10 protein-coding genes are annotated in these 12204 nt (G+C 61.2%); 4 read left to right on the plus strand and 6 right to left on the minus strand.

Annotated elements, in window-relative coordinates:
- Positions 1-81 precede the first annotated feature (81 nt).
- Positions 82-1437, minus strand: a complete 1356-nt coding sequence (gene ssnA / locus DWV32_RS02380) for a putative aminohydrolase SsnA (RefSeq protein WP_117757093.1) — start codon at positions 1435-1437, stop codon at positions 82-84.
- Positions 1438-1632: 195 nt separating this feature from the next.
- Positions 1633-3027 (minus strand): uracil-xanthine permease family protein, encoded by a 1395-nt coding sequence (locus DWV32_RS02385; RefSeq protein WP_055285183.1) that lies wholly within the window; start codon positions 3025-3027, stop codon positions 1633-1635.
- 351 nt (positions 3028-3378) lie between these two features.
- Here DWV32_RS02385 and DWV32_RS02390 point away from each other — a divergent pair, with 351 nt between their 5' ends.
- Positions 3379-4035, plus strand: coding sequence for a transcriptional regulator (locus DWV32_RS02390; RefSeq protein WP_233502309.1), 657 nt, complete (start codon positions 3379-3381; stop codon positions 4033-4035).
- A gap of 122 nt (positions 4036-4157) precedes the next feature.
- Here the strand turns inward: DWV32_RS02390 and DWV32_RS02395 are convergent, their stop codons facing one another.
- The gene (locus DWV32_RS02395) at positions 4158-4535 is read right to left on the minus strand and encodes a RidA family protein (RefSeq protein WP_035137477.1); all 378 of its coding nucleotides are present in this window, start codon (positions 4533-4535) and stop codon (positions 4158-4160) included.
- A gap of 298 nt (positions 4536-4833) precedes the next feature.
- Here DWV32_RS02395 and DWV32_RS02400 point away from each other — a divergent pair, with 298 nt between their 5' ends.
- On the plus strand, positions 4834-7329 hold the full coding sequence (locus tag DWV32_RS02400; RefSeq protein WP_117757094.1) for a U32 family peptidase: 2496 nt from the start codon (positions 4834-4836) through the stop codon (positions 7327-7329).
- Between the two features lie 15 nt (positions 7330-7344).
- Positions 7345-8004, plus strand: coding sequence for an RluA family pseudouridine synthase (locus DWV32_RS02405; RefSeq protein WP_231501551.1), 660 nt, complete (start codon positions 7345-7347; stop codon positions 8002-8004).
- A 429-nt stretch (positions 8005-8433) separates the two neighbouring features.
- Here DWV32_RS02405 and DWV32_RS02410 read toward each other — a convergent pair whose 3' ends face one another.
- Positions 8434-9180 carry a DeoR/GlpR family DNA-binding transcription regulator gene (locus DWV32_RS02410; RefSeq protein ID WP_117639605.1) on the minus strand — a complete coding sequence of 249 codons (747 nt, stop codon included), beginning with the start codon at positions 9178-9180 and terminating at the stop codon, positions 8434-8436.
- A gap of 3 nt (positions 9181-9183) precedes the next feature.
- On the minus strand, positions 9184-10263 hold the full coding sequence (locus DWV32_RS02415) for a Gfo/Idh/MocA family protein (RefSeq protein ID WP_117757113.1): 1080 nt from the start codon (positions 10261-10263) through the stop codon (positions 9184-9186).
- A 638-nt stretch (positions 10264-10901) separates the two neighbouring features.
- On the opposite strand from DWV32_RS02415, the gene DWV32_RS02420 reads away from it, so the two are divergent.
- Complete coding sequence (locus tag DWV32_RS02420) at positions 10902-11138, plus strand: DegV family protein (protein WP_158563761.1); 237 nt, start codon at positions 10902-10904, stop codon at positions 11136-11138.
- A gap of 116 nt (positions 11139-11254) precedes the next feature.
- Here DWV32_RS02420 and DWV32_RS02425 read toward each other — a convergent pair whose 3' ends face one another.
- Entirely contained in the window at positions 11255-12139 is an 885-nt protein-coding gene (locus tag DWV32_RS02425; protein ID WP_199413445.1) for an ROK family protein, read from the minus strand.
- Positions 12140-12204: the final 65 nt, after the last annotated feature.

Here is a 12204-nt window from a genome sequence, read left to right on the forward strand (position 1 = left end):
GCGCCGGCGACCCCGCGGAGGCCGCCTATGCGCGCGTCGGATGCGGCGAAACATCCGACGCGCGCGAATCTCCAATTGGAATTAGTGCACGCGATCGTTGAGCGTGCTCCAGAGCTTCTTGGACTCGGCCATGGTCCACGCGTTGATCTTGTCCTCATCAATCCCAACGAACTCACGATCCTTGTACAGGACGCGGCCGTTGATGATGGTGGTGCGGCAGTTTTTGCCCATCATGCCAAAGAGCATGTGGCCGTCGATATTCTCCTCGCTCAGCGGCGTAAAGGGCTTGTAGTCCATGACGATGACATCGGCGGCAGCGCCGGCCTCGAGCACGCCGAGCTTGCGATCGAAGTACTTGCTCGCCATCTTGGCGTTGTTCTCGAACAGCATGGTCATGGCCTCGCACCAGCCCACGTTGGGCATGGCGGCGTTGTGGCGCTGAATGATCAGGAAGACCTTAAGGCTCTCGAGCATATCGTGGGTGTAGGCGTCGGTGCCCATGCACACGGGGATACCGCGGCGGAAGAACTCGAGCACGGGGGCGCAGCCCACGGCGTTGCCCATATTGGATTCGGGGTTGTTGACGAGCCAGGTGCCGGACTCCTTGACGATATCCATCTCGGCAGGCGTCACGTGGATGCAGTGGCCGAGCATGGTGTCGGGACCCAGCAGATTGTGCTGCAGCAGGCGCTCGACGGGGCTGATGCCACCGCGGTTGAGGCGGGAGTCCCACACGTCATTCATGCCCTCGCACACATGGATGTGGAAGCCGGTCAGGCCGTTGTTGGCCTCGGCCATCTTATCCATGGTCTCGTCCGACAGCGTAAAGGTGGCATGTCCGCCAAACATGGCGGCGATCATGTGGTTGTCGTTATCGCGACGCTCCTTGGCGGCCCACTGGGCAAACTCGGCGTTCTCGGCAATGGCCTGGTCGCATTTTTCCTGGCCGCGGCGATCGGAGACCTCGTAGCACAGGCACGAACGCATGCCCAGCTCCTGAGCGGCATCCTTAATGGTAAAGAGGCTTCCCGGAATCTCGCAGAAGCTCGCATGGTGATCGAAGATCGTGGTGACGCCATCGCGGATGGAGTCAAGAATCGTGGCATAGGCGCTGGCCTTGGTGCCGTCGAGCGTCAGGTTGTCGTCGATCTTCCACCACTGCTGCTCAAGATTCTCCAGGAAGTTGGTAGGGTTACAGCCCTTAATGGCAAGGCCGCGGGCCAAACCCGAGTAGATGTGGGTGTGGCAGTTGATGAGTCCGGGCATGATGAGGTTGCCCCGGGCGTCGACGTACTCGGCATCCGGGTACTTGGCCTTGAGCTCGCACTCGGGGCCCACTTCGACGATCGTATCTCCGTCAATGGCGACCGCACCTTTTGGAATGAACGGGGTCTGAGCATTGCGGGTAAAGACAGAACCGTTAGCGACCAGAAGCATGGATGCTCCCTTCAACATCAGGGGCGGGGTTTGACACCTCTGACATGGCGGAGTGCGAAGCGCCGGCCTACACCGGAAACGGGCCCTCTCCCGTCAACGCTTCACCAAAGGGACAAACCCTTTGAAGTGCGGCTTGGCGCCGCATGACGTCGGCGGACGAGGCGATGCGCCCGCCGACGAATAGCACCGAATTGGCTACTTCTTGCTCTCGGGCAAGACCAGATCCACGGCAGCGTCCTTGGCAGCATCGATGTGCTGAGCCACGACCGGCGTCTGCGGAAGAATCAGGTTAAGGACGATGGCCATGATGGCGGTGGGGGTTACGGCATTGGAGCCGATGACGGTGGACACCCAGGCGGGCATACCCTCGCCGGCAAGGCAACCGCTGGCCATCCAGATACCCAGGCCAAAGACGACGGAGGTACCGACGATGGTGGTGGTGCGCTGCGTGAGGCCCTCGCGGGTGAACATGCGCACGCCGTTCATGGTGATGGTGCCAAAGACGCCGACGGTCGCGCCGCCGATGACGGGCTGCGGGATAGCGGAAAGGACGGCAGAGAGCTGCGGGAACAGACCGGCGATGGCAAAGACGGCCGCGATGATCACAAAGACCCACTTGTTGACGACCTTGTTGGAGCAGATGATGCCCACGTTCTGGCCAAGGGCGCTGGTGGGAAGACCGCCCAGCAGGCCGCCGACCATAGAGGTGAGGCCCTGGGACACGATAGCGCCGGAGAGCTCGCGCTCGGTGGGCATACGGTCGATGGAGCCCAGGCAGGCGGCGGAGACGTCACCGATTACCTGGATGGCAACCATGGGGAACACAACAGCGAGGGTAATGCAGACTTCGGGATCAAACTCGAGCGCGTAGGGCATGAGCTTGGGAAGGGCGAAGACCTGAGCGGTGGCGACGCTGGAGAAGTCGATCATGCCAAAGGGGATCGAAACGATCATGCCAACGATCATGCCAAAGAACACGGATCCCAGCTTGAGCGTGCCCTTGCCAAAGTTGGCGAGCGCAAAGACCACGGCGAAGGTGATAAGAGCGACGCACCAGGCCTGCGGGGTGCCCCACAGTGGCGTACCCATACCGCCGGCCATATACTTGACGGCCGTGGGATACAGCGAAACGCCGATGGAGAAGATGACCGTACCGGTCACGACGGGTGGGAACAGCCACTTAATCTTGCTGTAGGCCAGACCAAAGAGGACCGCGACGGCACCGCCGACAATCTCGCCGCCCAACAGCGCGCCAAAGCTAAAGCCCGAGGCACCCATGGCCTGCAGGGCCGGGAGGAACGCGAACGAAACGCCCATGACGATGGGCAGGCCGCCGCCGATGCGACGGAAGGGGGCAAAGGCCTGAAGGGCCGTGTCGATCGCCGAAAGAATGAGCGCGACCTGGATGATGTCGGTGCTCTGCTGGCTATTAAAGCCGTAGACGCCGGCCATGATGACAGCCGGGGTGATGATGCCGGCAAACGATGCCAGTACGTGCTGAAGGGCACACGGGATCATTTCCTTAACGGGAGGCATGCCTTCACGAGTGAACAGGGCTTCAGTGCCGTTCGTAACCGTCTCCTGGGTCATTTGACCACCAATCCTCGAAATAGTTGTTTTCGCATCTAACGCCCTATTGTGACGCAGTGCGGGGTTGAGGTTGTGCCTTCGTTGCATATCGTATTAAAGATGATTCTCATTCTCAATAATAATTTTTTGTTATCAGACTATTCTTCAGCTGAGATAATGCATTTCCGCAGGTCAGGAAAGTGTCTGGCCAAAATAGCATCTAACTTTTCTTTTGGTCGACCGTTTACCGCCAAAATCATACCGTTCGTCTGCATTACGTCATGTACCTGCGGATATACGAGATGATGAGCAGCGTGTTACCATGAGAAAAAATTGTTATGAAACTTCCGCTTTCACCCAAAGGAGTTGCCCGTGAACGAGACCGTACGTCGCTTTTTGCCGATGGTCGATTTCCTGGAGCAGATACTCGGCAAAAACAGCGAGATCGTGCTGCACGATTTCTCGGATCCCGACCACGCCATCGTCGATATTCGCAACGGCATCGTGAGCGGCCGTAAGGTCGGCGGTCCCGCCACCGATCTGGCGCTCAAGATCATGCACGACCCAAAGTATCGCGACCTGCCGTTTATTACGGGCTATGAGGGGCGCGGTGCCGGTGGCAAGACGTTGGAGTCAGCGACGTACTTTATCCGCGAGGATAAAGAGATCGTCGGCATGCTCTGCGTCAACACCGATCTCTCGACCGTGCGCTCCATCAACGCCATGGCACAGCAGCTCATGGCCTGCTTCGACGCGGCGCCGACGCGCACGGAGCCCGCCCCTATCGAGGTCGAAAGCCTTTCGGAGTCCACACAGGAGCTCATCGACCGCAGCATTGCCGAGTTGCTGAGCGCGCGCGGGCTGGATGTAGCGTCGCTTGGCCAGAGCGACCGCGTGGACGTCATTCGCCACCTCAACGGCAACGGCGTGTTTATGCTCAAGGGCGCCGTGGCCTGCGCCGCCACCGCGCTGGGCATCTCGGAGCCCAGCGTCTACCGCTACCTGCAAAAAGTTCGCAAGGAGGGCTAAACGTGATCCCTTGGGGACGAAGGGAAACGGATCATTTTTGTCGCATCGCTTGACAAAAGACCCTGCAGCTCGCACGCGCTGCAGGGTCTTTTTGCATGTCATGTTTAGTTGTGGTCAACGCCTTAGAGAGCGGCGACGACCTCGATCTCGACCAGACCGCCAGCCGGAAGAGCGGCAACCTGGAAAGCGCTGCGCGCGGGGAACGGGGCCTCGAACTTGGAGGCGTAGATCTCGTTCACGGCGGCGAAGTCGGCAATGTCAGCCAGGTAGACTGTGGTCTTGACGACATCGGCAAAGGTGGCGCCGGCAGCGGTCAGCAGGGCCTCGACGTTAGCAAGGGACTGCTTGGCCTGGGCCTCGACGCCCTCGGGCATCTTGCCAGTTGCGGGATCGATGCCCAGCTGGCCGGACAGGAACACCATGTTGCCGGTCTGGATACCAGGGGAATACGGGCCGATGGCTGCGGGTGCGTTATCGGAAGACACGACGGTCTTGCTCATGTTTTTCTCCTTACAAGTAAAAGGGAACGGGAGCGCGGCGTTCACACCGGGAGGCACAGTTCGGTCTGAACACCGCGCTTGATTGGGATAGTACTCAAGGTTTCCGCGCGATGCAAGATTATTATCACGTTGCGAGAATATTTTATCGCCCAACGGTTTCCCCGGACCGCTGAACGGTTCTCATGTGAAGCAGCCAGTCCAAGCTGCTGAAGACTTTATCCCGCTTAGAGCACGGGCATCGCCTGCCGCGACGGCACCACTATACTTTTGATTATCTGAGCATTTTGAAAGGCAGGATATGACCGCAACCGCCAGTCGAACCACCAACCGCAGACCCGAGCTTTTGGCGCCCGCCGGAGGGCCCGAGCCCTTTGCCGCCGCACTCGCCGCCGGGGCAGACGCCATCTACTGCGGCATGGGCAGCTTCAACGCCCGCCGCAAGGCCACCAACTTTACCGACGAGGCCTTTGAGCAGGCCTGCCGCGCCGCGCATCTGGCCGGCTCGCGCGTCTACGTCACGGTCAACATCGTCATCAAGGAATCCGAGATGAGCGATGCGCTGCAGCTCATCCATCGCTGCTCCACGCTGGGCGCCGACGCCTTCATCATCCAGGACTGGGGCCTGTTCTTTGAGGTCAAGCGCACCATGCCCGGCATCGAGACGCATATCTCGACCCAGGCGAACATCCACGACGACCGCGGAACCCTTTGGTGCCGCGAGCAGGGCGCCGACCGCGTGACCCTCTCGCGCGAGCTTTCCATCGACGAGATTGCCGCCATTCACGATGCCGCGCCCGATGTGGACCTTGAGGTCTTTAGCCATGGCGCCATCTGCTTTTGCTACTCGGGCCTGTGTCTGCTTTCGAGCTTTGCCATGGCGGGACGATCGGCCAACCGTGGCATGTGCGCCCAGCCCTGCCGCTTGCCCTACGAGCTGATCGACGAGAACGGCCGCTCGCTCTCCCCTGCCGGTCGCGAGCGCGCGCTGTGCCCGCGTGACACCAACACCTCGCAGCTTGTTCGCCGTCTGTATGACGCCGGCGCCGCGTCGCTCAAGCTCGAGGGCCGCATGAAGGCGCCCGATTACGTGTACTCCATCGTTGATGTGTATCGTCATCAGATTGACGATATGCTGGCCGATGTTTCGACCTCTAAGGACGAGGAAGCCGCCCGTCAGCGCCAGCTCAAGCGCTGCTTTAACCGCGACTTTACGCACGCCTATCAGGACGGCACCTCGGGCGACGAGATGATGAGCTATGAGCGTTCCAACAACCGCGGACAGATCGTGGGCACGGTGCTGGGCAGCCGCCCGGCCAACCGCGATGTGCGCGGCCTCAAGCCCGACGACCGCCGTCGCCGCGCCGCCATCGCCCGCATTGAGCTGTTTGAGCCCGTGGGCAAGGGCGACCTGCTGGAGCTTCGCCACGATAACGAGTTTGACCAGTTCCTGACCACCATTGCCGCCGATGATGCCGCTGCCGGCGATGTTATCGAGTGTCGCGTGCCCCGTAGCATGCCCGAGGGCTGCCGTGTCCGCGTGATTCGCAGCCAGCGTGCCATCGACGCCGCCGGCGCCGCGCTCAAGCGCGATGTGCTGCGCCGCCGCGCTGTTGATGTGTCCGTCGTGGCGCGTCTGGGCGAGCCGTTTACCGTTACGCTCACCTGCTGCGACGACCCTTCGCTTACGGCCACGGCCACGGGCTTTACCGTCGAAGCCGCCAAGACCCGTGCGGTCGAGGCGTCCGATCTGGTTGAGCACGTCGGCCGCATGGGTTCCTCTCCCTTTGAGGCTGCGAGCTTTGAGGTGGCGCTCGATGAGGGCTGTGGCATGGGTTTCTCCGCCGTACATAAGGTGCGCGCCGCCGCTTGCAAGGCGCTGGAAGAGGCCATTCTGGCGCCGTACGCGGAGCGCGCGAAAACGCTCGAGCTGCCGGCGATTGTCACCAGTGATTCCCGCCCCGCGCCCGAGCACTACCGCGACGAGCCGCAGATCTGCGCCACCGTCACCTCGCTCGAGGCCGCCGAGGCAGCGCGGGCGGAGGGTGCAACGCGCATCTACATGACCACCGACGCGCTCGATGCGGCCAAGCTCTCCCCCGCCGATACGTTTGAGCAGGACATCGTACCCGTGCTCGATGAGGTCTGCCGCGCCGTTGACCACGTCCGCGTTGACCCATGGGTTGTTGCCGGCGCCACGGTCGCTATTGGCAACATCTCTGAGCTTGCCCTGGCCGCCCAGGTTGGCGCCACGGCCGAGATTCGCTCTTGCCTGCCGGTGCACAACACGCCCTGCATGGAGGCACTCGCCGAACGCGGAGCCGGCGCGTTTTGGCTCTCGCCCGAGATCACGCTCGACGAGATTGTCTCGCTCGGCGCCGCCGCGCCCGCGGCTCTGGGCATCACCGTCTTTGGCCGCCCGCGCGTCATGACAAGCGAGCATTGCATTCTGCAGGTTGCCAACGGCTGCATCCACGATTGCGCCAACTGCCGCCTGCGTGCCCGCAAGCTCTCGCTCAAGAATATCGACGGCAAGGTCATGCCGGTGCGTACCGACATCCACGGCCGCTCTCGCCTGTACGACGCCTACCCCATCGACCTCACACCGCAGGTTCCACAGCTGCTCGACGCCGGCGTGCGCCGTCTCATGGTGGACGGAACGCTGCTCGAGACGGATGAGGTGGGCCGTGCCGTCGCCCGCGTCCGTCGCGCCGTCGAGGCCGCGCAGGCCGGTCGCAAGCCCGCCGCCCGCCTACGCGGGGCGACCTCGGGCTGCATGTTTGTCGGAATCAGCTAACTGAAAGGCTTACACGTGAACGAAGAACCCCAAGTCCTCTACTGCGACGCCTGGCTCATGGCCATCGACAAGCCTGCCGGCATGATCGTCCACGGCGATGGCACCGGCGAGCGTACACTCACCGACTACGCCAGCGACCTGCTGCTGGCGATGGGCGACGGCTTTGCCGCGACCGACATGCAGCCGCTCAACCGCTTGGACCGTGACACCACCGGCGTGGTGCTGTTCTCACTCGACAAGCAGACGCAGCCCGCCTTTGACCAGATGATCATCGACCACGCGTTCGAAAAGCACTACCTGGCGCTGGCCGAGGGCAAGATCGACTGGAACGAAAAGCTCATCGACAAGCCCATCGCCCGCGACCGTCACGACAGTCGAAAGATGCGCGTCGGCGCCAGCGGCAAGCCGTCTCAAACACGCGTGAAGGTGCTCAAACGTCTTAAGAGCCGCCGTGGCCTGCCCACGCGCTCGTATATCGATGTCGAGTTGCTCACCGGCCGCAAGCACCAGATCCGCGTACATCTGGCCAGCGAGCGCCATCCCCTGGTGGGCGATGACCTGTACGGAACGCCGCGTCCCTGCGGCCTGATGCTCCACGCCCACAGCGTGTCCTTTACGCATCCCGTAACCGGCGAGCACATCCACATCGAAGCCCCTTGCCCCTGGGAGCCCTAAACCACCACAATGGGAACAGGCACCTTTATGATGGTTTTGCCGCGATGGCTCTGCCGGATTCCCAAACATCTCGATCTGTAACAGCTAAAGCCCATTTTGCGGTCCATCTGTTACAGATCGAGACATTCGAATCCCCTCAAGGGAATAATCTCAATCTGTAACAGTAACTCGGCAAAATCAGTCCCAGATGTTACAGATTGAGACAAAGGGACGGCGCGGTTCGTAAGTATCTCGATCTGTAACACCTAGCCCACTTTTTACGGTCCAGTTGTTACAGACTTAGACAAACCGGCAGACAACGAAAGCGGCGACGCCCGTGATGGACGTTGCCGCTTTTCTATTGAGAAAACTACTCGGTTTTCGTTACTAACCACCACAATGGGGACAGGCACCTTTGTGGTGGTTTTGGCCTTAGCCCGTCCCCTGCTGTTAGACCGTGATGACGTTGTCCATTGCCCGGTACTTGGCGGGGACCTCGCCTGCGGTAATAATCGTTGCGTCGCGGAAGTCCGCAAACTTGACGGGCGCCACCATGCCAAATTTGCTGGCGTCCGAGATTACGAAGCGTTTGGCCGTATGACGCATCGAGATGCGCTTTACTTGGGCCTCCTCGATATCGGGCGCCGTGAAGCCCTGCTCGGCGGCGATGCCATTAGAGCCCCAAAAGCCACAGTTGAAGTTGTAGCGATCTAAGGTTGCCAAGGCATCGGGGCCAACGAGCGCCTCGGTCTCGGGTTTGAGCTCGCCGCCCAGCACCACGGTACGCATGCCGCGCAAAGCGAGATGCTGAGCATGGAGCACGGAATCAGTCACATAGGTGACCCCTTCGAGATGCGGAAGATGCTCGATGAGCCTGAGCGTCGTCGAACCCGAATCGATGTACACAAAGCTCTCGGGCTCTACCAGCGCCGCCGCACGGGCGCAGATACGTTCCTTGTCGTCGTTATGGAGATCGCTGCGCTCATTAAGCGTTAGGTCGCGCGTCACGTGCGCGCGCTCAAGGCTTGTCGCGCCGCCGTGCACCTTGGCGATGCGGTGCGCTCGGTCAAGTGTCTGCAGGTCGCGTCGAATGGTAGAAGCCGTCACACCCAGGGCATCGGCAAGCTCTGGCACCGTTACTGAGCCAGCCTGTTGCACCATCGAGACGATCGCATTGAGTCTATCTTCCGCGAGCATCGCTTACTCCTCCTCGGGGTAGACGACTCCCCAATCGGCACGGAGCTTGGTCATCAGCTCCATAACATCAGAAGCATAATCCAGAAGCTCACGCTTGGAATCATCGCCGGCGACGGCCTTCTCGAGGTCAGCCATCTCGTAGCATAGGGCGTAAGCCTCGGTGCCCGCGGCGACCTCCTCGCGATGACCGTCCGCAGTCCACACGATCGTCGCATGATCGGCACGCGGATATTCGTTGACCTCGATATAGCACTTATCGAAGCTAATAATCGAGCGCTTGGGCTGCTTGGAGTGGAGCGTAAGACTCACGACGCCCAGCTGCTGCTCGGCGTTTCGGCAGACAATGCCGCCCGCGACATCGACACCAGTCTCGCAGGTGTTGCCGAGCGAAACAACTTCGGTTGGCTGGCTGGCCATAAACAGGCGCATGACCGAAAGGGCATACACGCCAATATCGAGCATGGCACCGCCGGCAAGGTTGCGATTGTAGAAACGGTTGGTCAGGTCGCCGTACTCCTTGTAGCTACCAAAGTTGAGCTGAGCGAGGTTCATGCGGCCGAACTCGCCGGCATCCATGCGACGACGCAGCTCCTGATACAAGGGCATATGAAGCACCGTGGTAGCGTCCATAAGGACAACGTTGTGCTCGGCGGCAATGGCACGGGCCTCATCGAGTTCAGCGGAATTGAGGGTAATGGCCTTCTCGCAGAGCACGTGCTTGCCGGCTGCCAGGGCAGCGCGCAGATAGGTGATATGAGTGTTGTGCGGGGTAGTGATGTAGACGGCGTCGATGCCAGGATCGGCGTAGAGGTCCTCAACCGTGTCGTAGACCTTCTCGATGCCATACTGCTCGGCAAAAGCCTGAGCCTTGGACAGCGTACGGTTGGCGACGCCCGCAAGCTTGCGACCGGCAAGAGCAAGGGACTGAGCCATCTGGTTGGCGATAACGCCGCACCCGATCACGGCCCAATGGAGCTCGGGAGCCGTAAAAATATCGTCGGGGAACGGCTTGTCCTGGACCGAAGCGAACGCTGCTTTGGCGGCTGCCGCGGAGTCGAGTGGAACCCGCTTGGAATCTGCCATCATGTGCCTCCTGTGTCATAGAACGTCTTGCATTTCGGACAGCTCTATATTCGCACAGACGCGCGCGTCTGTGCGTGTTTCTGCGTACCTCACCGCTAAACGGTCATATTTGCCCCGTAAACGGCGCTTCTATACGCATATTCACGCAATCCGACGCACCCAAATACGCACAAATGCGCACTGGTCATTGCTCAGAGACAGGGGCTTATGCTTAGAACTCAAAAGACAGGATGATCCGCTTAGCCTCGTCACTCATGGCGCGCTGCAGCTCTAAGGACCGTCCCAAACTGCAGACAGAAAAAGAACGTCCCCAGGCGCCGGCATTTCAAGAACACTCATTTAAGTCTGTCCCCAATGAGTGCAATCACTCATGTAAGTCTGTCCCCAATGAGTGGGAGCAATCAGAGACTCTTTGCGAGGGAGGCCGGACGTGGCCTTCCTCGTTTTATTCATGGACTTTAGTTCGTGCCGTGCGGCACGCGCGGCATAGAAAGCCACCCGCTCAGCGGGTGGAGGCCAATTTCCGCTACGCGACAAAAACCTTCCCCCTAGCATGAGGATTGTTCAGGCCATCATACTAAGGGGAAGGTGATTGCTGTGGCCCAGAAAGCCAACAGCCTTGCGCACACGAAATGGCTGTGCAAGTACCGCATCGCACCGAGGTCAAGCTCATCGCCGCCATCGTCGAGAAGCACCCCAAGGTGCGCTTTGCCGTGAGCTGCACCTCGGCCCACGCCGACCTCTACGACCGCATGGAGCAGGCCCTGTGCGAGCGCGTGGCCAACGCGGTGGAGGTCGTCCGCTCCGACATCAGCCCCGCGCTTCTTGTCCACACCGGTCCAAACCTCGTGGGTGTGGCGGTCCAGGGACTCTAGCGGAGGCGGGGCGTCCTGCCCCAAAAACAAATGCAAAAGACGAGCACTTCTTGCCGCTCAATTGGCAAGAAGCGCTCGTCTTTTCTTAACGCGTTGTATGGCGGAGAGAGCGCAAGTTACGCGAGCGCCCTTCTTGCCAGCTCGGCCGCGCCGAGGATTCCTTGGTCGCCGCCGCAGCCCGGGGCGCAGATGTAGCTCTCCATGTCCTTAAGCTCGGCGGTCTGGATGTAGCCACCCAGATATTCGAGGGTCTTCTTGCGGACGATGCCGTAGAGCTGCTCCTGGTGCATCACGCCGCCGCCGAGGACGATGCGGCGAGGCGAGTACATGAGCACGAGGTTCGCGCACATCTGCCCCAGATAATCCCCTTCGAGCGCCCACACCTCATCGTTGTCCGCGAGCTCGGCCGCGGGCTTTCCCCAGCGCGCGGTGATGGCGGGGCCGGAGGCGAGGCCCTCGAGACAGCTCGCGTGACTCGGGCAGACGCAGCGTCCCTCCTCGGTGGGACGGGTCCTTACCAGCATGTGGCCGGCCTCGGGGTGCAGCATGCCGTGAAGGAGCCTGCCCGCGCACATGACGCCCGCGCCCACGCCGGTGCCGATGGTCACGTAGACGGCGTCCTCGAGCCCCTTGCAGCAGCCGAAGACCACTTCGCCGAGGCAGGCAACGTTCACGTCCGTGTCGTAGGCCACCGGAATCCCGAGAGCGTCGGCGAACGCGGCGCGAAGACCATAGCCTCGCCACGCAAGCTTGGGCGTCTGGAGGATGGAGCCGTAGCGCTCGTCGTCGGGGTCGACGCAGGTCGGGCCGAAGGCGCCGATGCCCAACGCGTCCACATCGCGGGCAGTGAACCACTCGATCATCTGCGGGACGGTCTCGGCGGGCGTAAGCGTCGGGGTCTCTATACGGTCGAGGACCTCGCCGTCGCCGGACACCACGGAACAGACCATCTTGGTCCCGCCGGCCTCGAGGGCGCCGAGCCTCATTTGCTTTTCGCTCATGTGATCCTCCTTGCAAAGGGACGCCCGCAGTCATGGTCAACCGCGGGCGCCCATAACGTTGGCTT

The sequence above is a fragment of the Collinsella sp. AF04-24 genome (assembly GCF_003465685.1).
GTDB lineage: Bacteria > Actinomycetota > Coriobacteriia > Coriobacteriales > Coriobacteriaceae > Collinsella > Collinsella aerofaciens_AP.

Coding starts and splice junctions, on each gene's coding strand:
- ssnA (WP_117757093.1), bottom strand. CDS start 1,437: ATGCTTCTGGTCGCTAACGGTTCTGTCTTTACCCGCAATGCTCAGACC.
- DWV32_RS02385 (WP_055285183.1), bottom strand. CDS start 3,027: ATGACCCAGGAGACGGTTACGAACGGCACTGAAGCCCTGTTCACTCGT.
- DWV32_RS02395 (WP_035137477.1), bottom strand. CDS start 4,535: ATGAGCAAGACCGTCGTGTCTTCCGATAACGCACCCGCAGCCATCGGC.
- DWV32_RS02400 (WP_117757094.1), top strand. CDS start 4,834: ATGACCGCAACCGCCAGTCGAACCACCAACCGCAGACCCGAGCTTTTG.
- DWV32_RS02410 (WP_117639605.1), bottom strand. CDS start 9,180: ATGCTCGCGGAAGATAGACTCAATGCGATCGTCTCGATGGTGCAACAG.
- DWV32_RS02415 (WP_117757113.1), bottom strand. CDS start 10,263: ATGGCAGATTCCAAGCGGGTTCCACTCGACTCCGCGGCAGCCGCCAAA.
- DWV32_RS02425 (WP_199413445.1), bottom strand. CDS start 12,139: ATGAGCGAAAAGCAAATGAGGCTCGGCGCCCTCGAGGCCGGCGGGACC.